Annotated in this window: 21 protein-coding genes; 3 read left to right on the top strand and 18 right to left on the bottom strand. The window is 73.0% G+C overall.

Annotation, left to right across the window (positions count from 1 at the left end):
- Positions 1–48: 48 nt before the first annotated feature.
- The 10 genes from FDM97_RS12130 to infC form a co-directional block, all read right to left on the bottom strand.
- The gene (locus FDM97_RS12130) at positions 49–579 is read right to left on the bottom strand and encodes an NUDIX hydrolase (RefSeq protein WP_175439100.1); all 531 of its coding nucleotides are present in this window, start codon (positions 577–579) and stop codon (positions 49–51) included.
- A gap of 51 nt (positions 580–630) precedes the next feature.
- Entirely contained in the window at positions 631–1,971 is a 1,341-nt protein-coding gene (locus FDM97_RS12125) for a transcriptional regulator (RefSeq protein WP_137990419.1), read from the bottom strand.
- Positions 1,972–2,225: 254 nt separating this feature from the next.
- The gene (locus tag FDM97_RS12120) at positions 2,226–3,299 is read right to left on the bottom strand and encodes a PP2C family protein-serine/threonine phosphatase (RefSeq protein ID WP_137990418.1); all 1,074 of its coding nucleotides are present in this window, start codon (positions 3,297–3,299) and stop codon (positions 2,226–2,228) included.
- 301 nt (positions 3,300–3,600) lie between these two features.
- Positions 3,601–6,144: a phenylalanine--tRNA ligase subunit beta gene (gene pheT, locus FDM97_RS12115; RefSeq protein ID WP_137990417.1), complete on the bottom strand. Its 2,544-nt coding sequence runs from the start codon at positions 6,142–6,144 to the stop codon at positions 3,601–3,603.
- Positions 6,144–7,271 carry a phenylalanine--tRNA ligase subunit alpha gene (gene pheS / locus FDM97_RS12110; protein ID WP_137990416.1) on the bottom strand — a complete coding sequence of 376 codons (1,128 nt, stop codon included), beginning with the start codon at positions 7,269–7,271 and terminating at the stop codon, positions 6,144–6,146. Before pheS ends, pheT begins: the two co-directional genes overlap by 1 nt.
- Before the next feature lie 167 nt (positions 7,272–7,438).
- Positions 7,439–8,587: a sensor histidine kinase gene (locus FDM97_RS12105; RefSeq protein WP_137990415.1), complete on the bottom strand. Its 1,149-nt coding sequence runs from the start codon at positions 8,585–8,587 to the stop codon at positions 7,439–7,441.
- An 82-nt stretch (positions 8,588–8,669) separates the two neighbouring features.
- A complete protein-coding gene (locus FDM97_RS12100; RefSeq protein WP_137990414.1) occupies positions 8,670–9,509 on the bottom strand; it encodes a TrmH family RNA methyltransferase in 840 nt (279 codons plus the stop codon).
- Positions 9,510–9,628: 119 nt separating this feature from the next.
- Positions 9,629–10,015: a 50S ribosomal protein L20 gene (gene rplT, locus FDM97_RS12095; protein WP_019884941.1), complete on the bottom strand. Its 387-nt coding sequence runs from the start codon at positions 10,013–10,015 to the stop codon at positions 9,629–9,631.
- Between the two features lie 106 nt (positions 10,016–10,121).
- Positions 10,122–10,316, bottom strand: coding sequence for a 50S ribosomal protein L35 (gene rpmI / locus FDM97_RS12090; RefSeq protein ID WP_041128339.1), 195 nt, complete (start codon positions 10,314–10,316; stop codon positions 10,122–10,124).
- 122 nt (positions 10,317–10,438) lie between these two features.
- The gene (infC, locus tag FDM97_RS12085) at positions 10,439–11,140 is read right to left on the bottom strand and encodes a translation initiation factor IF-3 (RefSeq protein WP_137990413.1); all 702 of its coding nucleotides are present in this window, start codon (positions 11,138–11,140) and stop codon (positions 10,439–10,441) included.
- Between the two features lie 334 nt (positions 11,141–11,474).
- Between infC and FDM97_RS12075 the strand changes: the two genes are divergently transcribed.
- Positions 11,475–11,834 carry a DUF1844 domain-containing protein gene (locus tag FDM97_RS12075; RefSeq protein WP_137990412.1) on the top strand — a complete coding sequence of 120 codons (360 nt, stop codon included), beginning with the start codon at positions 11,475–11,477 and terminating at the stop codon, positions 11,832–11,834.
- Between the two features lie 40 nt (positions 11,835–11,874).
- On the opposite strand, the gene FDM97_RS12070 is transcribed toward FDM97_RS12075, so the two are convergent.
- From FDM97_RS12070 to FDM97_RS36365, 3 genes are all read right to left on the bottom strand, one after another.
- On the bottom strand, positions 11,875–12,609 hold the full coding sequence (locus tag FDM97_RS12070; RefSeq protein ID WP_137990411.1) for an SseB family protein: 735 nt from the start codon (positions 12,607–12,609) through the stop codon (positions 11,875–11,877).
- Between the two features lie 135 nt (positions 12,610–12,744).
- Positions 12,745–13,944 carry a type VII secretion-associated serine protease mycosin gene (gene mycP, locus FDM97_RS12065; protein WP_137990410.1) on the bottom strand — a complete coding sequence of 400 codons (1,200 nt, stop codon included), beginning with the start codon at positions 13,942–13,944 and terminating at the stop codon, positions 12,745–12,747.
- Positions 13,941–15,179, bottom strand: coding sequence for a hypothetical protein (locus tag FDM97_RS36365; RefSeq protein ID WP_254705568.1), 1,239 nt, complete (start codon positions 15,177–15,179; stop codon positions 13,941–13,943). The genes mycP and FDM97_RS36365 overlap by 4 nt, the downstream gene beginning before the upstream one ends.
- A 126-nt stretch (positions 15,180–15,305) precedes the next feature.
- On the opposite strand from FDM97_RS36365, the gene FDM97_RS12050 reads away from it, so the two are divergent.
- Positions 15,306–16,508: an amino acid deaminase/aldolase gene (locus FDM97_RS12050; RefSeq protein ID WP_137990409.1), complete on the top strand. Its 1,203-nt coding sequence runs from the start codon at positions 15,306–15,308 to the stop codon at positions 16,506–16,508.
- Between the two features lie 21 nt (positions 16,509–16,529).
- Here the strand turns inward: FDM97_RS12050 and FDM97_RS12045 are convergent, their stop codons facing one another.
- The 5 genes from FDM97_RS12045 to FDM97_RS12025 form a co-directional block, all read right to left on the bottom strand.
- On the bottom strand, positions 16,530–17,438 hold the full coding sequence (locus FDM97_RS12045; protein WP_137990408.1) for a DUF2510 domain-containing protein: 909 nt from the start codon (positions 17,436–17,438) through the stop codon (positions 16,530–16,532).
- A gap of 22 nt (positions 17,439–17,460) precedes the next feature.
- Complete coding sequence (locus FDM97_RS12040; RefSeq protein WP_137990407.1) at positions 17,461–18,714, bottom strand: HAD family hydrolase; 1,254 nt, start codon at positions 18,712–18,714, stop codon at positions 17,461–17,463.
- A 94-nt stretch (positions 18,715–18,808) separates the two neighbouring features.
- Positions 18,809–19,594 carry a 3-oxoacyl-ACP reductase gene (locus tag FDM97_RS12035; protein ID WP_137990406.1) on the bottom strand — a complete coding sequence of 262 codons (786 nt, stop codon included), beginning with the start codon at positions 19,592–19,594 and terminating at the stop codon, positions 18,809–18,811.
- Between the two features lie 5 nt (positions 19,595–19,599).
- Positions 19,600–20,964: an aldehyde dehydrogenase family protein gene (locus tag FDM97_RS12030; protein ID WP_175439098.1), complete on the bottom strand. Its 1,365-nt coding sequence runs from the start codon at positions 20,962–20,964 to the stop codon at positions 19,600–19,602.
- Positions 20,965–20,972: 8 nt separating this feature from the next.
- Entirely contained in the window at positions 20,973–22,337 is a 1,365-nt protein-coding gene (locus tag FDM97_RS12025) for a glutamine synthetase family protein (protein WP_137990404.1), read from the bottom strand.
- A gap of 141 nt (positions 22,338–22,478) precedes the next feature.
- On the opposite strand from FDM97_RS12025, the gene FDM97_RS12020 reads away from it, so the two are divergent.
- Positions 22,479–23,225, top strand: a complete 747-nt coding sequence (locus tag FDM97_RS12020) for a FadR/GntR family transcriptional regulator (RefSeq protein WP_137994783.1) — start codon at positions 22,479–22,481, stop codon at positions 23,223–23,225.
- The last annotated feature ends 282 nt before the right edge of the window (positions 23,226–23,507 follow it).

Below are 23,507 nucleotides of genomic sequence, written 5' to 3'. Positions count from 1 at the left end.
CGGCCCGTACACCCGCACAGGTACGGGCCGTTCGGCGTTTCTGTGCGGTCATCCGAGCCGCAGGTGGTGGAGCATGAGCAGCCCGGCGGCCATGTTGGCGGCCGGGATCTCGCCCCGGGTGATCATGTCCGGGACCAGTTTGAGCGGGATCCACTCGCGCCGCGAGGACTCGAAGTCGTCCTCGGGCGGGCCGATGTACGTGGCCTCCTCGGCCCAGTAGAGATGGTGCCGGGCGTCGGTGAGGCCGTTGGACGGCTCGACGGTGAGGAGATGGCGCAGGGGGCCGGGGCGCCAGCCCGTCTCCTCCTCCATCTCGCGGGCGGCGGCGGACTCGATGTCCTCGCCGTCCTCGACGACACCGGCGGCCAGCTCCCAGCCCCAGCTGTCGGTGATGAAGCGGTGCCGCCAGAGCATGAGGACTTCGTTGGCCTCGTTGACGGCGGTCGCGACGGCGACCGGGCGTAGCCGGATCAGATAGTGGTCGAGGTGGCGGCCGTCCGGGAGTTCGACGTCCGCGAGGTTCACCCGGAACCAGCGGTTCTCATAGACAGGTTGTTCGCTCAGTTTCGTCCACTGCACGTTTCTGCCACCTTCCGATTGGTCGGTGGCAATATGGGAGCAGTCCTGGGCTCACAGGGGAACGCGCAGCGCTCCGTCGATGAGTTCGGCCGCCTCCCGCGCGTCCCCGCAGTCGCTCGCCAGCAGGTGCTCCCGTACCAGCCGCAGCCGGTCGCGCAGCCGCTGTGACTCCATCCCCCGCGCCCGCTCGGTCATCTCCACCGCGGTCCGCGCCGCCTCGTCCGCCTCCCCCTGACGCAGCTCGATCTGGCACAGCATGGCCAACCGGTGCACCCGACCCCGGTCGTGCGCCGGTGTCTCCACGGCGGCCCGCGCGTGCTCCCGCGCGGCCGGGAGATCCCCCAGACTGAGCAGCGCCTCGGCGACCTGCACATTGACGAGCCCCGGCTGGACATAACCCGTCTCGGCCGGCTCGCGCCCGGGGCTGATCCGCTCCGCCTCCGCCTCCGCCCGCCGGATGCAGGCCAACGCCGCCGCCCCGTCGCCGAGATGGGCGTACGCCTTCGCCTGCATCGCGGAGAGATCGGCGGCGAGCGCCGGGGTGAGCTGCCGCCCGGCGGCCCGCAGCGCCGACTCGGCGAACGCCACCGCCTGCCGGTACTCCCCCATGAACAGCGACTGGTTGACGAGCAGCGCGATCACATAGGCCCCGAGCCCCCGGTCCCCGCTCGCCTTCGCGAGCCGCAGCGCCTGATGGAAGTAGCGCTGCGCCAGTCCGTGCGCGTCGGAGTCGTACGCGCAGATGCCGGCCACCGCCACCAGACCGCCCGTGGCACGGTGCAGTTGGCGGCCCAGGCTGTCGCTGTACGCGCCGCGCAGCAGCGGCGCGGTCTCGGCGTTGAGGAAGCCGACGATCCGCACCCGGGTCGCGACACCTCCGGCCTTGCGGTACATCTGCTCGTAGTGCGACCGGGCGGCGGCGAGCATCGTGATGTCCGCCGGCGACACCCGGGTCCGGCCGTCGCGGGACACATCGGAGTCCTCCGGCGGGTTCTCCCACTCCCAGACCGGCATCACGGCCGGGGTGCCGGTGACGGCCTGCGCACCGATTATGTGCGGCCGTTGCTGCTCGTCGGAGCGCCACAGGGCGGTGGCGCGTTCGACGAACCCGGAGAGCGGGGAACCCTGGGCGAGGGAGGCGCTGCCGGGGACCCCCAGACCGATGTCGTCGAGGGTGACCGCCCGGTGCAACCGCGCGGCCAGCACCTCGCAGATCAGGTCGGGGACCTGGCCACGCGGCCGCTGGCCCTTCAACCAGCGGGCCACCGCGGTGTGTTCGTACCGCAGGGCGAGGCCCCGGGAGCGGCCCGCCTGGTTCACATGGGCGGCGAGGCCGGCGTTCGAGATGCCCGCCTCGTCCAGCAGGGCGTCGAGCAGGGTGTTGGGCTGCATGGCCCCTCCGGTGACTCGGTCCGCCCAGCCTAGTGGAGGGCGGTTTCGCACGGGGTGTGAATGAAGTGCCCGTTTTTCCTGTCCGTGCACTCTGCCGCCGTTCCGTCCGGGCCGGTTGACTGAGCGCCTCGCCGCAAGGCGACCGGGCCGCCGGCTCCCCCTCGTACAGTGCGGCGGCCCGCTCCGCGCCGCCCGTCCCGTCGACCTGCCCGACACTCCCAGGCGGGACGGGCGGCGCCGGCCGTCATGGCTCCCTAGTGAGGGGAGGGCGCAGGTCGGGTACGGCGCAGCCCGGGTTCGGCGGGCTGCGCCGGAACCCGCATCCGGTCGTTGCGGACGACCAACAGGGCCACGTCGTCGGCGAGTCGGCCCCGGGTGTGCCGCAGCAGGGCACCGTGCACGCGGCGCACCAGCGCGGCCGGGGAGACGGGCGCGTCACGGACGGCCTCCGCCAGGACCGCTTCCAGGGCGAAGAAGCGGCCGGCCCCGTCGCGGGCCTCCGCCGCCCCGTCGGTGTGCAGGAAGAGCGCCTCGCCCGGCAGGAGCCGGGTGCAGCGGTACGGGATGAGGTCGGCCGGGAGCGGGAAGGCGCCGAGCGGCGGGAGCGGGTCGCCGACGGGGACGGCCTCCACCCGGTGGCCGATCCGGTACGGGCCCGGGTGCCCGCAGTTGAGCGCGTACACCGTCCCGTCCGGGCGGATCTCCAGGAGCAGCACGGTGACGAACTCCTCGGCCGCGGGGTGCTCGGGCTCGCGCCCGGCGCAGGCCGGGTGCTCGTCACGGGCCCGGTCCCGCAGATGCCTCCCGAGCGCCCGGTCGAGACGGCGGAGCACACCGCCGAGTTCGGGCTCGTCGTGGGCGGCCTCGCGAAAGCTGCCGAGCACGGCGACGACCGCGCCGAGGGCCGCCAGACCGTGGCCCCGGACGTCGCCTATGACGACCCGCACGCCGTAGGGCGTGGCCACCGCCTCGTACAGGTCCCCGCCGACGGCCGCGCCCCGGGAGGCGGAGAGCTGACCGGCCGCGACGGACAGCCCGTCGAGCCGGGGCGACGGCGGGCGCAGCAGCACCCGCTGGGTGGCGTGCGCGATGGCCCGCATCCGCTTCAGCTCGCGCGAGAGGCCGCGGCGGATCCCGAGGATCAGCCCCGTGCCGACGGTGAAGAAGACCACGCTGGTCGCGATGCGCATGGGCAGACCGGGCTGCTGGGCCAGCGGACAGCCGAGCTTCCAGGTGACGGCGACAGCGCCCCAGAGGGTGGGAAGGGTGAGCGGGCCCAGCCGGCGCAGCCGGGAGCCATCGGAGAGCAACGACCTGGTACGGATCATGCACGGCCCTTCCTGAGGCCCGACAGCGCCCGAAGGCCCTGCGGCACACAGGCCCGCCCCTGTGGCCGCGTCGATTCTGCCGACCGCACCCGGCGCGGCGGAACACCCACCGGACATCTCACCCGAAGGAGTGAGCGCCCCCGGCGCGCCGCGCCACGCCACCCGTCCGCCACCCGCACGGACACGGGAGATCCGAACTCCCTTGCGGCATGCGCTCGCCGCGTGCGGACGAGCGGAAACGCCGGAGGGGGCCGGCCCCGGTGATCGCTCACCGGGCCGGCCCCCTCCGCAAGGGTGCTGCTCAGGCGCCGCGCAGGACGGCGCCCGTGCGGTCGGCCGCGAGGGACACGGCCGCGTCGCGCGCGGCGCTGGCCTCGTCGACCGTGAGGGTGCGGTCCGTGGCGCGGAACTTCAGCGCGTACGCCAGGGACTTCTTGCCCTCGCCGAGCTGGTCGCCGGTGTACACGTCGAACAGCCGGATGGACTCCAGGAGTTCACCCGCGCCGTCGCGCAGCGCGGCCTCGACCGTCTCGGACGGCACCGAGGCGTCGACGACCAGGGCGACGTCCTGTGTGGCGACCGGGAAGGAGGAGATGCTCGGAGCCTTCAGCGGGCCCTCGTTCGCCTTCTCCACCAGGTCCAGGTCCAGCTCCATCGCGCACGTGCGGTCGGGCAGGCCGAGCGCCTTCACGACGCGCGGGTGCAGCTCGCCGCCGTGACCGACGAGGACCTGCTCGCCGTCCACCACGACGTGGAAGGCGGCGCAGCGGCCCGGGTGCCACGGGGCGTGCTGGTCGGCGCTGATGATCAGCTCGACACCGGCCTCGGCGGCCACGGTGCGCGCCGCCTGGATCGCGTCGGCCCAGTCGGAGGGGCGGCCCTTGCCCCACCAGCCGGCCTGCTCGCGGGCACCGGCGAGGACGACGGCGGCCCGGCGCGGCTGCGCGGGCAGCGCGGCGTTGACGACGGCGATCTCCTCGTCGGTGGGACGGCGGTCGACGGGCAGCCGCACGGCGACGCCCGGCTGCTCGCCCGGCCGGAAGACCAGACCGGTCTCGAAGAGCGCCAGGTCGTGGCTGCCGCGCCCGTCGTTGCGGCGCAGCGCACCGAGCAGGCCCGGGAGCAGCGTCGTACGGAGCGCGGGCTCCTCGTCGGAGAGCGGGTTGACCAGCGTGACCGTGCGGCGGCGGGCGTCGTCCGCCTCCAGGCCGAGCTGGTCGAAGACGTGCTCGCCGATGAACGGGTAGTTCAGCGCCTCCACGTACCCGGCGCCGGCCAGCGCGCGGCCGACCCGGCGGTGGGTGCGCTGGCGCTCGGTGAGGCCACGCCCGGCCGGCGGCTTGGGCAGCGTCGAGGGCAGGTTCTCGTACCCCTCGAGCCGGATGACCTCTTCGGCCAGGTCGTTCGGCACGAACAGGTCGGGGCGCCAGGACGGGACGGTGACGACGAGCTCGTCCTGCCCGTAGACGTCGCAGCCGATCTCCTGGAGGCGGCGGACGACGGTCTCGCGACCGTAGGCGACGCCCGCGACGCGGTCCGGGTGGTTCGCCGGCATGGTGACCGTGCGGGGCGCGGTCGGGGCGACGATCTCGGTGACACCGGCCTCGGCCGTGCCGCCCGCGAGCAGCACGAGCAGGTCGACCGTGCGCTGCGCGGCCGCGGCGGCGGCCTGCGGGTCGACGCCGCGCTCGAAGCGCTTGGACGCCTCGGAGGGCAGCTTGTGACGGCGGGCCGTGCGCGCGATCGAGATCGCGTCGAAGTGCGCGGCCTCGATGACGACCTCGGTGGTCGCGCCGGCGAGGTCCGCGTGGTCGGCGATCTCCGTGTTGGCGCCGCCCATGACGCCCGCGATGCCGATCGGCCCGCGGTTGTCGGTGATGACCAGGTCCCCGGAGTCGAGGACGCGCTTGACGCCGTCGAGCGTGGTGATCGTCTCTCCGGCGGCGGCGCGGCGGACCCCGATGGGGCCGTCGAGCCGGGTGCGGTCGTAGGCGTGCAGCGGCTGGCCGAGCTCGAGCATCACGTAGTTGGTGATGTCGACGGCGAGCGAGATCGGGCGCATGCCGGCCTTCTGGAGGCGGCGCTGCATCCAGATCGGCGTACGGGCCTCCGGCTCCAGGCCGACGACGGTGCGCGCGGTGAAGCGGTCGCAGCCGATCGGGTCGGCGACCTGGACCGGGTAGCCGTACGAGTTCGGCGCGGGCACGTCGAGGAGCGCCGGGTCGCGCAGCGGCAGGCCGTACGCGATGGCGGTCTCGCGGGCGACACCGCGCATCGACAGGCAGTAGCCGCGGTCCGGCGTGACGGCGATGTCGAGGACCTCGTCGTACAGCTCCAGGAGCTTGGTGGCGTCGATGCCGACCTCGTGCTCCGGCGGCAGCACGATGATGCCGTGCGTGCCGTCGTCGCCCATGCCCAGCTCGTCGCCGGAGCAGATCATGCCGCGGGAGACCCGGCCGTACGTCTTGCGCTCGGCGATCCGGAAGTCACCGGGGAGCACGGCGCCGGGCAGGGCCACGACGACCTTGTCGCCCTCGGCGAAGTTCCGGGCGCCGCAGATGATCTCCTGGGGGCCGCCGGTGCCGCCCCCAGAGCCTTCGGCCTGGGAGGTGCCCCCGGCCTGGCCGACGTCGACGGTGCAGAAGCGGATGGGCTTCTTGAACTCCGTCAGCTCCTCGATGGTGAGGACCTTGCCGACCACCAGCGGGCCGGTCAGGCCGGCGCCGAGCTGCTCGACGGTCTCGACCTCGAGTCCTGCCGAGATGAGCTTGGCCTGGACGTCACGTCCGGTCTCCGTCGCCGGCAGGTCGACGTACTCCCGCAGCCAAGAAAGCGGGACCCGCATCAGATCTCCATCCCGAACGGCCGGGTGAACCGGACGTCACCCTCGACCATGTCTCGCATGTCTTCGACGTTGTGGCGGAACATCAGCATCCGCTCGATGCCGAACCCGAAGGCGAATCCGCTGTACTTCTCCGGGTCGACACCGCAGGCGACGAGCACCTTGGGGTTGACCATGCCGCAGCCGCCCAGCTCGATCCAGCCCTCGCTGCCGCAGGTGCGGCAGGGCCGGTCCGGGTTGCCGACGGACTCGCCGCGGCAGACGTAGCAGAGCATGTCCATCTCGGCGGACGGCTCGGTGAACGGGAAGAAGTTCGGGCGGAGCCGGGTCTTCATGTCGGGCCCGAAGAGCGCCTGGACCATGTGGTCGAGGGTGCCCTTGAGGTCGGCCATGGTCAGGCCCTCGTCGACGGCGAGCAGCTCGATCTGGTGGAAGACCGGGGTGTGCGTGGCGTCGAGCTCGTCGGTGCGGTACACGCGGCCGGGGCACACGACGTAGACCGGGGGCTCCCGGTCGATGAGCGTGCGGGCCTGCACCGGGGAGGTGTGCGTACGCAGCACGACGCCGGACTCGTCGCCGGTGGTGCCCTCGGGGCCCTGGACGAAGAAGGTGTCCTGCATCTGGCGCGCCGGGTGGTCCGGCACGAAGTTGAGGGCGTCGAAGTTGAACCACTCCGCCTCGACCTCGGGGCCCTCGGCGACCTCGTACCCCATGGATACGAAGACGTCGGCGACCCGCTCCATGAGCGTGGTCAGCGGGTGGCGGGCGCCGGCCGGGACGCGGTCGTACGGCAGGGTGACGTCCACCGCCTCCTCGACCAGGACGCGGGCGTCGCGCTCGGCCTCGAGCTCGGTCTGGCGTGCGGCCAGCGCCTTGGAGACCGCGCCGCGGGCCTGGCCCACGAGCTTGCCGGCCGCGGCCTTGGCCTGCGGCGGCAGCGCGCCGATCTCGCGGTTGGCCAGCGCGAGCGGCGAGGTGCCACCCGTGTGCGCGACCTTCGCGTGCGCGAGCGCGTCGAGGTCACCCGCGGCGGCGAAGGCGGCGAGCGCCTCGTCCCGCATGCGCTCGATCTCTTCCGGTTTCAAGGCCTCGACCTCGACCGGGTCGTACGACTTATTGGGTGCGGACATCTCTTCCCGTGCTTCCGTTTGGCTGGCTGACTGTGCCCATCCGGGGGACACCCCCGGACCCCCGAGGCCCTGCTCGACGACAAGGGCGCAAACGTGCCAAAGGTCGAGTCTAACGGGGCGCGAGGACGCGAATGGGCCCGTGGGCTGCCCGCGCGGCCGAGATCTCGTCAGGCGAGATAGGCCGGGGCGCCGACGGGCAGGATAAATCGGAACTCGGCGCCGCCTCGGGGGCCGCGGCCGACGGTGATGGTGCCGCCGTGGGCCTCGACGATGCCCTTGACGATGTAGAGGCCGAGTCCGGTGCCACCGCGCTTGCTCCCCCGCCAGAAGCGGGTGAAGACACGGCCCATCGACTCCTCGGGGATGCCGGGGCCTTCGTCGCTCACGGTGACCGCCGTTCCCTTCTCTCCGTCGGTGGTGGCGCGGGTGGGTGCCACCTCGATGGTGACGGTTCCCTCGCCGTGGCGCACCGCATTTTCGAGGAGGTTGCCGAGGACCTGGTCGACCTTGTCGGGGTCGGCCCACAGGTCGGGCAGGTGTGGCTGGATCCGTACGAAGAAGCGGTCGGGGGACTGGCCGCCGGTGGTGTGCGCCTGGATGTGGCGGCCGACGGCGGCGGCGATGTCGACGGGCTGGCGGCGCACCTCCAGGCGGCCGGAGTCGATCCGGGAGATGTCGAGGAGCTCGGCGATGAGCCGGGTGACGCGGTTGGCGTCGGCGTCGACGGTCTCCAGCATCAGCCGCTTCTGGTCGTCCGTGAACCGTTCCCACTTGGCGAGCAGGGTCGCCGTGAAGCCCTTGACGGAGGTCAGGGGCGAGCGCAGTTCGTGGGCGACAGTGGCGATGAGCTCGGCGTGGCTGCGTTCGGTACGGCGCCGGGCCTCGGTGCCGCGCAGCGAGACGACGACGCGTCGGACGGGTCCGGTGGGGTGCTCGCGGACGTAGCGGGCGGAGACGAGTACCTCGCGGCCGCCGGGCAGGAGCAGATTGCGCTCGGGCTGGCCCCGGCGGGTGGCGAGGCCGCCGTACGGGTCGGTGAGGGTCCACCAGCGCCGGCCCTTGAGGTCCTCCAGGGGCAGCGCCTGCTCCAGGGGGAGGCCGAGGGCCTGGGCGGGGGGCACGGAGGTGATGCGGCCGGCGGCGGCGTTGAAGCAGACGACGCGTCCCGCGGCGTCGGCGACGACGAGACCGTCGGGCAGCTCGTCGGGGTGGACGCCGAGGTGGTCCGGCGCCGGGGAGGCGGGTTCCCCCGACTCCTCCGGGGCGCCCGGCCCGGCACTCCGTGCGTGTGCGGGACTGTCCGTGCCGACCGTCATCCCCGTTCCCCACCCCTCCGTGTAGCGCAGTGGGCCCCCGAGCCCGCCACCCTACTAGGTGAACGTGGCGGCGTGGACCCCCTCAGGCGGAGGTTCGGGGGCGCTGGGCGCGCGCCGAGGCGTAGAGGCACACGGCGGCGGCGGTCGCGAGGTTGAGACTCTCGGCCTTGCCGTGGATGGGGACCCGTACGACCGCGTCGGCGAGCGCGCGGGTCTCCTCGGGCAGCCCCCAGGCCTCGTTGCCGAAGACCCAGGCGGTGGGCCCGCCCATGGTGCCGGCGTCCAGCTCGTCGTCCAGGTCGTCGTCACCGGCCCCGTCGGCGGCCAGGATCCGTACCCCGGCGCTCTTCAGACCGGCGACGGCCTTCTCGACCGGGACGCCCACGGCGACCGGGAGGTGGAAGAGGGAGCCGACGGAGGCGCGGACGGACTTGGGGTTGTACAGGTCGACGGAGGCGTCGGTGAGGACGACGGCGTCGGCCCCGGCGGCGTCGGCGCAGCGCAGGACGGTGCCGGCGTTCCCGGGGTCGCGTACGTGGGCGAGGACGGCGACCAGCTTCGGCTTGGCCGCGAGGATCTCCTCGAAGGGCGAGTCGAGGAAGCGGCAGACGCCGACGAGGCCCTGCGGTGTGACGGTCTGGGAGACCTCGGCGAGGACGGCGTCGGAGGCCAGATGGACGCGGGCTCCGGCGGCGCGGGCGGCGTCGACGATCCCGGCGTACCGCTCGGCGGCCTCGACGGTGCTGAAGAGCTCGACGAGGGTGGGCTCACCCGTGCTGCCGCGGTGCTCGACGGCTTCGCGGACGGCCTGCGGGCCCTCGGCGATGAAGAGGCGGTCCTTGCCCCGGAAGTTGCGCTTGGCGAGCCGCCTGGCGGCGACGACGCGCGGCGAACGCGGGGAGATCAGCTCGGGGGTACCCATGGGGTCGGTGGCTCTTTTCGGGGGTCCGGGCGGATGGGGTCCTGCGTGCTCCGAACGCGACCGGACCCGCAGGCCCGAAGGCCTGCGGGTCCGGTGCAGAAGATCTGCGGCCTGGAAGATCAGGCAGCGGCCTTCGGGGCGTTGACGTCGGCCGGGAGGGCCTTCTGCGCGACCTCGACCAGCGCGGCGAACGCGTTGGCGTCGTTGACGGCCAGCTCCGCGAGGATCTTGCGGTCCACCTCGATGTTGGCGGCCTTCAGACCCTGGATGAGGCGGTTGTACGTCATGCCGTTCAGGCGGGCAGCGGCGTTGATGCGCTGGATCCACAGCTGACGGAAGTCGCCCTTGCGCTTCTTGCGGTCGTTGTAGTTGTAGACCAGCGAGTGGGTGACCTGCTCCTTGGCCTTGCGGTACAGGCGCGAGCGCTGACCACGGTAGCCGGAAGCCTGCTCGAGAATCGCCCGGCGCTTCTTGTGGGCGTTGACTGCCCGCTTGACGCGTGCCACTTCTTAACTCCTTGTAGCGGGGTCGTGGGTGTCGTCACACGACCCGGAAATCGGATGGGTCCCGGTCTTGGCCGGAAGCCCTCGTCGCCGAGGGCCGGGGATCAGATCAGATGCCCAGCATCTTCTTGATCTTGGCCGAGTCGCCCGGGGCCATCTCGGCGTTGCCGGTGAGGCGACGCGTCAGCTTGGACGACTTGTGCTCGAGCAGGTGGCGCTTGCCGGCGCGCTCCCGCAGGATCTTGCCGGAGCCGGTGACCTTGAAGCGCTTCTTGGCACCGGAGTGCGTCTTGTTCTTCGGCATGGCGCCGTTCTCTCCTCGTCAGTGGCGCTCCCCCCGGTGCGGGCACCGGGCATCCGGGAGCGTCAGTTTCGTTTGGTGGTTCCGGGCGAGGCCCGGGGCTGCCTGGGTGGCAGCCCCTGGGATCACGCCTCGGGGTTCTCGGCCTCGGCAGGAGCCTGGGCCGAAGCCTCCTCGGCCGGAGCCTCGGCGGTCTCGTCGGACGAGACGCCCTGACGCTCCGCCTTGCGCGCGGCCTGGGCCTCGCGCGCCTCGGCCATGGCCTCGGTCTTCTTCTTGTGCGGGCCGAGAACCATGATCATGTTCCGGCCGTCCTGCTTCGGGTTGGACTCGATGAAGCCAAGCTCCTCGACGTCCGAAGCCAGCCGCTGCAGCAGCCGGAAGCCAAGCTCGGGGCGGGACTGCTCACGACCACGGAACATGATCGTGATCTTGACCTTGTCACCCTGCTTGAGGAACCGGACGACGTGACCCTTCTTGGTGTCGTAGTCGTGCGGGTCGATCTTCGGCCGGAGCTTCATCTCCTTGATGACCGTGTGCGCCTGGTTCTTGCGCGCCTCACGGGCCTTCATGGCCGACTCGTACTTGAACTTCCCGTAGTCCATGAGCTTGCACACGGGCGGACGGGCGTTCGCCGCCACCTCGACCAGGTCGAGGTCGTACTCCTGTGCAAGCTCCAGGGCCTTGGCAAGCGGAACAATCCCGACCTGCTCGCCGCTGGGACCGACAAGTCGCACCTCGGGAACGCGAATCCTGTCGTTGATGCGGGGCTCGGCGCTGATGGATCCTCCTCGGTAGCACCACGCGACCGCCTGGCGGACGGACACGTATGTCTGTTTCAGTAAGACCAACCGCGCCGGTACATGAAAAATGCCCCGGACGGGACACAGGCGGGGCTCCACGGAAATACCGGAGCACCGCCGCGGTCAACCGCGGGGCGCACATCGGGTGGCTCCATCGTCCGTACGGAACGATGGGCGCCACCTGACCGGTGACCCGCCGCCCGCGAGGGCGGCCAGGTGGGAGATCGGAGCCTCCACTTGTGGGCCGGGCACACACGTGTCCGGCCGGTCGTTACACAAGGTTAGCACCGACTGGCGGGCTTCGCTAACCGAAGGACCGCGCGCGAGGCGTGGGCGGTCCCGGCATATCGTGTGGGGCATGAGCGAGACGCCCCACAACGAGTCCCCCGACTTCGACGACATGACCCGTGACATCGCGGAGGTCCCCGCGGTCGAGGTCATCGTGACCGTCGCGGTGAACCTGATGAGCGCCGCCGCGGTGAAGCTCGGCCTCACCGAGGACGGCGAGAAGCACAAGGACCTCGACGAGGCGCGCAAGCTGGTCCACGCGCTGGCCGGCCTCCTCGACGCCGGCGCGACGGAGATCAGCTCCTTCCACGCGGCGCCGCTGCGGGACGGCCTGAAGTCCCTGCAGCTGGCCTTCCGCGAGGCGTCGATCGTCCCGGACGAGCCGGGCCAGGGGCCGGGCGAGAAGTACACGGGACCGGTGTACGGCTAGGACCCCAGCGCCCCGTCGGGGGTACGGGGGTCCTCCCCGACTACTCCTTCACGTAGAAGGGCTCGCCCGGAGGCGTGGCCGTGGCCGGCAGGAGTGCCAGGTCGAGGCCGCGCACCAGGCGGGCCCTCAGTGTTTCGTCGGCGGCCAGGGACGTCGCCACGCGCTGCGCCGCCTCCACGGGAGCCGCGTCAGGCGCCAGGACGAGCGCGAGGGTGCCGTCGGCGCTGCCGGGGCCGAGGTGGGCCCGCAGGACCGCGGGCTCGGCCGCGACCGCGGTCCGTACGGCCTCCCGTACCGCCGGGTCCTCCAGCGGGTCCGCGCTGGTGCGGCCCTCCGCGAGGGCCAGCAGCGCCGGGCCGGTCAGCTGGTACGGCACCGGGCCGGCCAGGTCGAGGACGACCGTGTCCGCCTTCTCGTGCGCGGCGGCCTGCAGCGCCTGGTGCAGGGGGACGGCGACGGGCCGGGCCGCCGGGTCCCAGAGCGCGAGCGAGGCGATCGAGGTGAACGCCGGCAGGGCGCGCCGGTCGCCCGCGGTGAGCGTGGGCACGGCCATGTCGCTGGTCTTCTCGCGGCGCAGCCCGGTCTCGGGGTCCTCCTCGACCTCGCCGAGGACGGCGACCACGGGGACCAGCAACCGCGCGTCCCGCAGGGCCTCGAGGACCGGGCCGTGCGCGGTTCTGTCCTCCGCCCAGGCCGCGAGGGCCGCGGCGAGCCGCGGGTCGGCGGTGCCGTCGTCGTCGGAGAAACCGGGGTCAGGGATGTTCTTGAGCGCCACGCACCGAGCCTAACCGCGCCCACGGGCTCGTCTACCGGCGGGTGGCCGCCTCCCCGCAGCCGGTCGCACCCGTCGTCAGCGGGAGCGACACCGCGGGGATCGGGCTCGTGGAGTGGAGCGCGCGGCGCGCGGCGGTCAGCGTGGTGGGCGCGGTCCTGGGGCGCGGCTGCCGCGCCAGAGGACGACCGCGGCGGCCAGCAGTACGGCGCCGAGGCCGCCCGCGGCGGGGGCCAGGAGACCGATCGGCTTGCTGTCGTCCGGAGCGGGCCGCGGTCCGGCGCCGAAGTAGCGGCCGCCGTAGCCGGCGGCGGCGGTCCTGGGTTCGGCTCCCTTGATCCGGGCGCCTGCCTTGATGGCGGCGGCCGGGTCGACGGTGCCGTACCCCTTGTCGTCGCTGCGGCCGTTCTTGGGCCGGTTGCGGGCGGTGTCGATGAGGAGCTGCTTGACCTGGGCGGGGGTCAGGTCGGGGTGCGCGGCGCGGACGAGGGCGACGGCGCCGGAGACGAAGGCGGCGGCGGCGCTGGTGCCCCAGCCCTCGTAGTAGCGGCGGTCCGGGTTGGCCATGACGATGTCGACGCCGGGGGCGCTGACGGTGGCGTACCAGCGGCTGGTGGAGAAGGAGGCGCGGGTGCCGAAGCGGTCGACGGCGGTGACGGCGACGACGCCGGGGTAGGCGGCGGGGTACGAGATGTGGTCGCCCTTCTCGCCGCCGTTGCCGGCCGAGGCGACGACGGAGACGCCCTTGGAGAGGGCGTACTGGACGGCGGCGTCCTCCCCCGCGTCGGGGTGGGCGGACTTGGAGTCGTCGCCGAGGGAGAGGTTGATGACGTCGGCGCCCTGGTCGGTGGCCCAGCGGATGCCTTCGGCGAGGGCGGTGCCGCGGGTCTTGCGGGCCTTGTCGCGGGACTTGTCGGTGCCTTCGAGGATGACCCGGACGGGCAGGATCTTCGCCTCCGGGGCGATGCCGAGGACTCCGTCCTCGCGGCCGAAGCCGTGGCCGTGTCCGGCGATGATGCCGGCCATGGCGGTGCCGTGAACGGCCCAGGAGCTCTCACCGCGCTCGGCGCCGAAGCCGACGAGGTCCCTGCCGGGGAGGACGGAGCCGACGAGGTCGGGGTGGTCGTCGTCGACGCCGGTGTCGAGGACGGCGACGGTGATGCCCTCGCCCTCGGTGGTGCGCCAGGCCTGGGTGGTGTGCAGGGCTTCGAGGCCCCACTGGCGGGCGCGGATGGTGTCGGCGTACGCGGGCGTGGTGGTGGCGGGGAGGACGGCGAAGGCGGCTGCGAGGAGAGCCACGGCGCCGGTACGAGTGCGGGTACGGGTACGGCGGGTCACTCGGGGTCCTTCGCTGCCTCGGTGACGGTTGCGCGCAGTCCGCGTTCGATGCGGTCGGCGACGCCCTTGGCCTCGTGGCCGAGGCCGGCCTGGGCGGGGGCGCTGGTCTGTCCGGCGGCCATGGCCTGCTCGGCGGGCTCGGGCCGGGTGACGGGGCGGCCGTCGGCGAAGCCGGAGACGGAGGTGAGGACGACGGGGAGGTCGGTGAGGGCCCGCGTCCACCAGCTGGCGCGCTGGGCGGCTCCGAAGCGGGCGGCCACGGTGCCGGGGGCGGAGAGCGCCGGGGGCGCGTCGGCGCCGATCGCGGCGGAGGACCGCACGGCGAGCTCGCGCGTCGCGGTGGGATCGGCCTGGGTGAAGACGAGCCCGACCGTGATCACGCTGGTGGCGGTGGCGTCGGTGTAGGTGGCCCGCAGGACGCGCTCGCAGCCGAGAGGTTGCAGGGCCGTGAGCAGGCTCTTGGGCAGGACGGTCGCCGAGCAGGGTGCGTCGGGCGCGACCACGACCCGCGTCCAGGTGCGGTCGGCGGCGCCGGGGCCCGTGCCCGGGCCCGCGAGGGTGCGGGGGAAGAGGGTGTCGACGGGGACGCTGTGCCAGAGGGTCCTGGCCTCGGCGTACCCCTCGGGCTCCGTGGGCCCGCCCGCGTCGGTGGCCGCGAGCACGGCTCCGGCGACGGCACCGCCGACGAGACCGAGGCCCAGGACGAGGCAGACTCCGGCCGCCACGACCCGGCCGACGCGGCGCTCACGGATGGGCCGCAGACGGGTGGTGGTCTCGACGAGGGTCTCGGGCGGTGCGGTGGAGGTCCGGTGGGCGTAGGCACCGTAGGTCCCGTACGACTGCTCGGGCCGCGGCGGGGCGAGCGGCGCCGGCGGGGCGGGGGGTGCGGAGGGCACGGGCGGTGCGGACGGCACGGGCGGTGCGGACGGCACAGGCGGCAGCGGCCGGGCCGGCCGGGACGCGGGGATGGGCGGAACCGGACGGGCGGGAGCGGGGGCGTCACCGCGGGCGGGCCGGAGGCGGGTGGTCCGCTCGACGGCGGGCTCGCTGTCCTGGACGGGCCGCAGCCGGGCGGTCGTCTCGACGGCGGGAACCTCGGCCGCCGCACCGGCCGCACCGGCCGTGCCGGCGGGAGCTGCCGTGCCGGCGGGCGTCTCCGTGTCGGCCGCCGGCGGGAGCAGGTCGCTGATGCGGGAGGTGGGCCGGGAGGCCGGGCGGTGCGCGTCAGTGCTCATACGCGTCCCCCTGGTCGTCCCGTTGTGCTGTCTGCCCCGGCAATGCCCGCCACTCTACGGGCTGTTCCCCACAGCATGGGAACTCAGGGGCTACCCACCCGTAAACCCGTCTGGCAAGCTCGGGCCATGACTCCCCGTGCCGCCGACCGGGCCCGGTACGACCGGGCCACCGCCCATCTCGACGCACCTGTCGCCCTCGTCGATCTGGAGGCGTTCGACGCCAACGCCGACGATCTCGTACGCCGGGCCGGCGGCAAGCCGATCAGGGTGGCGAGCAAGTCCGTGCGGTGCCGCGCGCTTCTGGAGCGGGTTCTCGCGCGCGAGGGGTTCGCGGGGATCATGTCGTTCACGCTCGACGAGTCGCTGTGGCTGGCCCGGGCCGGGTTCGAGGACGTGCTGCTCGCCTACCCGTCCGCCGACCGCTCGGCGTTCGGCGAGCTGGCCAACGACCCCAAGCTCGCCGCCGCGGTGACGGTGATGGTCGACGACCCGGCGCAGCTGGACCTCGTCGACGGGGCCCGCGCGGGCGGGGCGGAGGAGATCCGGGTCTGTCTGGAGCTGGACACCTCGCTGCGGCTGCTCGGCGGCCGGGTGCGGATCGGCGCGCTGCGCTCTCCGCTGCGCGAGCCCGCCCAGCTCGCCGAGCTGGCCCGCTCGATCGCCCGCCGGCCCGGCTTCCGGCTCGTCGGGATCATGGCGTACGAGGGGCATGTCGCCGGGGTCGGGGACGCGGTCGACGGGCGGCCTCTGCGGTCCCGGGCGATCCGGCTCATGCAGTCGGCCGCCCGCAAGGAGCTCGCGGCCCGGCGCGCGGCCGTGGTCCGCGCGGTACGAGCGGTGGCCCCGGACCTGGAGTTCGTCAACGGCGGCGGTACGGGCAGTGTGCAGCACACCGCGGCCGAGGACGCGGTCACCGAGATCGCCGCCGGTTCGGGGCTCTACGTGCCGCGGCTCTTCGACAACTACACGTCCTTCACCGGACGCCCCGCGGCCCTCTTCGCCCAGCCCGTCGTGCGCCGCCCGGGCGTCGGGGTGGTGACCGTGCTCGGCGGCGGCTACCCCGCCTCAGGCGCCGCCGGCCCGGACCGGCTGCCCGTCCCGTACCTGCCGGAGGGGCTGCGCTACGACCCGCAGGAGGGTCCGGGCGAGGTGCAGACGCCGCTGCTCGGCTCCGCCGCCGACGATCTCCTCATCGGGGACAAGGTGTGGTTCCGGCACGCGAAGGCGGGCGAGCTGTGCGAGCGGTTCGACAGCCTTCAGCTGGTGGAGGGCGACCGGATCACGGCGACCGTTCCGACGTACCGGGGCGAGGGCCGCACGTTCCTGTGACCGGAACGACGGCGATGGGGGTCAGGCCCCGGGGGTGAGCGAGCTGCCCACTCCCCCGTTCGTCTCGCTGCCGATGGGGAGGATCCCCCGGGTGATCTCGTCCATCTCGGCGAGCGGCGGTCCGTCCGGTCCCGCGTCGAAGGCGAAGCGCACGATGACCGGGGACTCGCTGCCCGTCGGGGAGGGGAAGACGAGCGACTGGACGTAGCCGCCGGGGCCCTTGCCGGTGGTGACCTGCCAGCGGACCAGGTAGCCCGTGCGGCCGGCGACGGCGGCCGCACGGGAGGCGATCACCTTGTGGGAGGTGATGCCGCCGTACAGACGGTTGTCGAGGTAGTCCTCCTCGTAGGCGGCTTCGGCGGCCCGGGCGATGTCCTCCTTGGCGAGCGCCTCGGGGGTGGTGGCGTCCGTGCCCGATGCCGTACGGGAGGTGATCGTGCCGTGCCGGCAGTCGCGGTGGGTCGCGCCGGGGCACCGATAGGTGCCGGTGGTCGTGACGGTCGGCCACTCGCCCGCGTGGAACTCCGGCCTCTCCCAGCCCTCGATGATGGGCAGGGTGATGCCGTTGAGCTGGTCGACGACCTTCGTGGGGTCCTCGGCGGGCGCGCTGCTGGTGGTGGCGGACGGCGAGGTCGGCGCCGCGGTGGCGCTCGTCGTCCCGGCCGGACCCGCCGTGCCGCGCTCCTCGTCCTCGTCGTCGCCGAGGACGACCACGGCCGCGACGACCGCCGCGGCGGCGACGGTCACCGCGATGCCCGCGAGGGCGAGGGCCCGGCCCCGCCCGGGGCGTACCGGAGGAGCCGCCTGCAGGACCGTCGCGGGCACCGTCGCCTGACGGGTGTGCGCGGTCCAGGTCGTTCCGTCCCACCAGCGTTCGACGGTGGGCGTGGCGGGGTCCGGGTACCAACCGGGAGGGGTCGTCATGCTCATCCCGCAAGCCTAGAGGGCGGGTTCAGGAGCCGAACACGGAGTCCTGCTGGTCGGGGACGACGCTGCCGTCGGCGCGCCGGACGGGCTGCGCCGTGCCGTCGCTGCCGGTGTATCCGGTGGTGGAGCACGGATAGGGGCTCGTCCTCCGCTTCTTCGGCTCGATGAACATCGGGTTCACGATCCATCGGCCGTCGCTGTTGTCGTAGGCCCGGCACATGAGTTCGTTCTTGTTGCGGTTGAGGACGAGCCGCAGGCCGGTCGCGTCGCGCAGGAAGGAGATGTCGGTGTCGGAGTCGCCGGCCGCGAAGACCTGGCGCCGGGCGGCCGGCTGGACCTGCTCGGCGGCGGGGCCGAGGACGCCGAGGATCTCCTGGTTGATCCAGCAGCGCTTGCCGTCGATGTACGTGATCATCGCGTCCTCGCCGTCGCGGACGGAGCCGCAGCCCTTCAACCGGGCGGTGAGCCGGCCGTGTTCGGTGGTGGTACGGATGCCTATCGCGTGCGAGGGCTTGATACCGACGCCCTCGGCCCACACGTCGACGACCGGCTCGGGCGAGGCGGAGACGATCCAGACGTCGAAGCCCGTCTTCTGGAGGGTACGGACGAGCTCGCGCTGCTGGTCGTAGTAGCGGACCCAGCCGGTGACCTCGCCGGTGCCGACCCGCTGGGTGGCGCCGACGGGGGCGGCGAGGTTCTCGGTGCGGGCGGCGGCCGCGAAGGACTCGACCTGACGGGTCGTCCAGCCGCGCAGGAGCTGGGCGAGCCAGGCGTACTGGGGTTCCATGCGGCGGTGGTCGAAGCCCGCGAACGCCTCGCCGCCCGTGGTCGTGGCGCCTTCCGCGTACACGGAGAGGATCTCGTCGGCGCAGCGGCCGTCGGTGGCCGTGGGCAGGGTGCGGACGCCGGTGGGGCAGGCGTTCCTCAGGGCGTCGGCGGCCTCGGGGGTCAGATAGCGGCTGGTGGTGGTCCAGTCGTCGTTCTCGGGCGGGCGTACGCGGTTGTTGCGCAGGAGCCAGAACAGGGTGGCGTCGCCGACGTCGTTCTTGATGACGGTGTTGTCCCAGTCGAAGACGGCGACGGGCTTGGCACCGCCCTTGGCCGCGCAGTGGGTGTCGATCAGCTCCTGGAGTCTCGCGCGGTTGTCGCCGTACCAGCCTTCGGAGAGCGTCAGCGTGGGGCACTTCTCGGGCTTCGCCTGGGCGGGCGGGGCGGTGAGGAGGCCGGTGGCTGCGGCGAGCGCGGCGACCGCGGCCGACCAGCGGATCGTGGGGTTCATGGGCACACTCCTGTCCGGGGTTGTCTGGTTCTGGATGCACGACAGCCGGGCGCCTTGCGACGCCCGGCTGCCGGGTGGGGGGTGGGGTGAGGCTCTAGAGCGGGGTCACGTACGCGCCCGAGATGCCGCCGTCGACGAGGAAGTCGGTGGCGTTGACGAAGGAGGAGTCGTCGCTGGCTAGGAAGGCGACGGCGGCGGCGATCTCCTCGGCCTCGGCGAACCGGCCGACGGGGATGTGCACCAGCCGGCGCGCGGCGCGCTCCGGGTCCTTGGCGAACAGCTCCTGCAGGAGCGGGGTGTTGACCGGCCCGGGGCACAGGGCGTTGACGCGGATGCCCTCGCGGGCGAACTGGACGCCCAGCTCGCGGGACATGGCGAGCACGCCGCCCTTGGAGGCGGTGTACGAGATCTGGCTGGTGGCCGCGCCCATGATGGCGACGAAGGAGGCGGTGTTGATGATCGAGCCGCGGCCCTGCTGCCGCATGTAGGGCAGGGCGGCCTTGCAGCACAGGTAGACGGAGGTGAGGTTGACGTCCTGGACGCGCTTCCAGGCCTCCAGGCCGGTGGTGAGGATGGAGTCGTCGTCGGGCGGGGAGATGCCCGCGTTGTTGAAGGCGATGTCGACGGAGCCGTAGGTGTCGAAGGCGACCTTGAAGAGGTTCTCGACCTCCTCGGGGTCGGTGACGTCGACCTTCACGAAGGTGCCGCCGACCGCCTCCGCGGCGGCCTTGCCCGCGGTCTCGTCGATGTCGCCGCAGACGACGTTGGCGCCCTCGGAGGCGAGGCGGCGGGCGGTGGCGAGGCCGATGCCGCTGCCGGCCCCGGTGATGACGGCGGTACGGCCGACCAGACGGCGGCAGACGATCTCTTCGGTGCTCATGCGGTTCAGGCCTCCGTGCTTTCCGTGCTGATGAAGACGTTCTTGGTCTCGGTGAAGGCGGTCAGGGCGTCGGGTCCGAGCTCCCGGCCGAGGCCGGACTGCTGGTAGCCGCCGAAGGGGGTCCAGTAGCGGACGCTGGAGTGGGAGTTGACGGAGAGGTTTCCGGCCCGGACGGCGCGCGAGACGCGCAGGGCGCGGCCCACGTCCCGGGTCCAGATCGAGCCGGACAGTCCGTACTCGGTGGCGTTGGCGAGGCGGATGGCGTCGGCCTCGTCCTCGAAGGGCAGGACGACGGCGACCGGTCCGAAGACCTCCTCGACGGCGCAGGGCGCGTCCTCGGCGACGCCGGTGAGGACGGTCGGCGGGAACCAGAAGCCGGGGCCCTCGGGGGCCTTGCCGCGGATGCCGGGGAGGGAGTCGGGGACGTACGCCCGTACGCGTTCCAGCTGGGCCTTCGAGATCAGCGGGCCCATCTGGGTCTTCTCGTCGGCCGGGTCGCCGACGACGATCTCCTCGACGGCGGGGGTGAGCAGCTCCAGGAAGCGGTCGTGGACGCCGCGCTGGACGAGGATGCGGGTACGGGCGCAGCAGTCCTGGCCGCTGTTGTCGAGGAAGGACATCGGGGCCGCGGCCGCGGCCGCCTCGATGTCGGCGTCGGCGAAGACGATGTTGGGGCTCTTGCCGCCGAGCTCCAGGGTCACGCGTTTCACCTGGTCGGCGCACTTCGCCATGATGCTCTTGCCCACCCGCGTGGAGCCGGTGAAGACGATCTTGGCGATGCCGGGGTGCTCGACGAGCGCGTTGCCCGCCACGGCTCCCTCGCCGGGCAGGACCTGGAAGAGGCCTTCGGGGAGACCGGCCTCCAGGGCGAGCTCGGCGAGGCGCAGCGCGGTGAGCGGGGTGGTCTCGGCGGGCTTGAGGATCACCGCGTTGCCGGCGGCGAGGGCCGGGGCGGTGGCCCAGGCGGCGATCGGCATGGGGAAGTTCCAGGGCGCGATCACGCCGACGACCCCGAGGGGTTCGAGGATCGTGATGTCGAGGCCGCCGGCGACGGGGATCTGGCGGCCGCTGAGCCGCTCCACTCCCCCGGCCGCGTAGTCGAGCAGATCGCGGACGTTGCCCGCCTCCCAGCGGGCGTTGCCGAGGGTGTGGCCGGCCTCGCGGACTTCGAGGAGGGCGAGTTCCTCGGTGTGTGCGTCGACGACGGCGGCGAAGCGGCGGAGCAGCCGGGCCCGGTCGGCGGGGGCGGCGGCGGCCCAGTCCCGCTGGGCGGCCGTGGCCCGTACGACGGCCGCGTCGACGTCCGCGGGCGTGGCGGCGGGGACGGTGGCGACGAGTTCCTCGGTCGCCGGATTGAGTACCTGGAGCAACTCTTTCCTCACATGCGTTCGAAGGAGCGGCGCAGCTCCCAGTCGGTCACCGCGGCGTCGTACGCGTCGAGTTCGACGCGGGCCATGTTGCGGTAGTGCGCGACGACCTCGTCGCCGAAGGCGGCCTTGGCGATCGGGCTGGTCTCCCAGAGCTCGGCGGCCTCGCGCAGGGTGGTGGGGACGTGGGCGTAGTCGCCGGTGTAGGCGTTCCCGTCGCAGGCCTCGGGCAGTTCGAGCCGCTGCTCGATGCCGTAGAGGCCGGCGGCGACGAGGCCCGCGACCGCGAGGTGGGGGTTGACGTCTCCGCCGGGGAGGCGGTTCTCGAAGCGCATCGAGCGGCCGTGGCCGACGACGCGCAGCGAACACGTGCGGTTGTCGACGCCCCAGGCGACGGCGGTGGGGGCGAAGGAGCCGGGCTGGAAGCGCTTGTAGGAGTTGATGTTGGGCGCGTAGAGGAGGGAGAAGTCGCGCAGGGCGGCGAGCTGGCCGGCCAGGAAGTGCCGCATGATGTCCGACATGCCGCCGGGTCCGTCACCGGCCATGACGTTGCGCCCGTCGGCGTCCTGGAGGGAGAGGTGGATGTGGCAGGAGTTGCCCTCGCGCTCGTTGTACTTCGCCATGAAGGTGAGCGAGACGCCCTCCTGGGCGGCGATCTCCTTGGCGCCCGTCTTGTAGACGGCGTGCTGGTCGCAGGTGACGAGCGCCTCGTCGTACTTGAAGGCGATCTCGTGCTGGCCCGGGTTGCACTCGCCCTTGGCGGACTCGACGATCAGTCCGGCGCCGGCCATCTCGTTGCGGATGCGGCGCAGAAGGGGTTCGATACGGCCGGTGCCGAGGACCGAGTAGTCGATGTTGTACTGGTTGACGGGGGTCAGGCCCCGGTAGTTCGCGTCCCAGGCCTGCTCGTAGGTGTCCTTGAAGACGATGAACTCGAGCTCCGTGCCGACGTGGGCGGTGTAGCCGTGCTCGGCGAGCCGTTCCAGCTGGCGGCGGAGGATCTGGCGGGGTGCGGCGACGACGGGCGAGCCGTCGCTCCAGGCGAGGTCGGCGATGAGCATCGCCGTACCCTCGTTCCAGGGGACGCGGCGCAGGGTGGCGAGGTCGGGGTGCATGGCGAAGTCGCCGTAGCCGCGGTCCCAGGAGGACATGGCGTATCCGTCGACCGTGTTCATCTCGGTGTCGACGGCCAGGAGATAGTTGCAGCCCTCGGTGCCGTGGTCGAGGACCTCGTCGAGGAAGAACGGTGCGGCGAACCGCTTGCCCTGGAGCCGTCCCTGCATGTCGGGGAAGGCCAGGACGACAGTGTCGATCTCACCGCTCGCGACGAGGGCGCGCAGCTCCTCGACGGAGAGCGGGGCTTTGCGGTCTGCCACGGGATTACTCCTCCTTCGGCCTGCCGGGAGCCATAAGGTATTGCCGAAGACCATTGCTTGGGAAGGGGAAACCGCGACGTGGCGAAGATCGGTGGGGAGATCGGCGGCGAGATCGGCGGCGAGATCGGCGGCGCGGCGCCCGTGACGGCGGGCGCGACGGCCGGCGCCGCGGCGGGCGCGCCGGACCGGCTGACGCCCGTCCTGAGGCCGGTGCGGGCGGGCAACGGCTTCGAGGAGGCCCTGGAGCAGATCCTCCAGATCGTGCGGCTCGGCCTGGTCCCCGGCGGGGAACGGCTGCCGGCGGAGCGCGAGCTGGCCGAGCGGATGGGCATCAGCCGGGTCACCCTGCGCGAGGTCCTGAAGGTCCTGCAGGAGCAGGGGCTGGTGGAGAGCCGGCGCGGGCGCTACGGCGGAACGTTCGTGCTGAGCCGGCCGCAGACGGCCGACGAGGACGAGCTGCGCCGCCGGATCGCCTCCGTCGACGTCGAGGACACCCTGCGCTTCCGCGAGGTCCTGGAGGTCGGGGCGGCCGGGCTCTGCGCGGCGCACGGGCTGACGGAGGAGGGCGAGGCGCGGCTGCGCGCGGCGCTCGCGGCCACGCACGACGCCCCGCTGACGGACTACCGGCGCCAGGACACGCTGCTCCACCTCACGCTGGCGGAGCTCTCGGGCTCGCCGACGCTCACGGCGCAGTACGCAGCGGTCCGGGCGACGGTCAACGACCTCCTGGACTGCATCCCGCTGCTCGTGCGCAACCTGGAGCACTCCCAGCACCAGCACACCGCCCTGGTCGAGGCGGTCCTCGACGGGGACGCGGACGCGGCGCGCGAGGTCATGCGCGAACACTGCGGGGGCACGGCGGCGCTGCTGCGCGGCTTCCTGACGTGAGGGCAGTGCGGGAGCCCCCGGCGAGTGAGCCGAAGGGGGGCGCGGGCGTCGAAAGGGAGACGCGCGCAGGGAGCGAGGCACGAGCGACCGAGCACGTCGACCGTCGACGCACGCACAGAGCGCCCCGGAGGTGACCGAGCCCAGAAAAAGGGGCCGAGTGAGCCGAAGGGGGGCGCGGGCGTCGAAAGGGAGACGCGCGCAGGGAGCGAGGCACGAGCGACCGAGCACGTCGACCGTCGACGCACGCACAGAGCGCCCCGGAGGTGAACCGAGCCCCAGAAC

This window comes from Streptomyces vilmorinianum (assembly GCF_005517195.1).
GTDB lineage: Bacteria > Actinomycetota > Actinomycetes > Streptomycetales > Streptomycetaceae > Streptomyces > Streptomyces vilmorinianum.
This window is presented reverse-complemented; position numbering and strand designations above follow the sequence as displayed.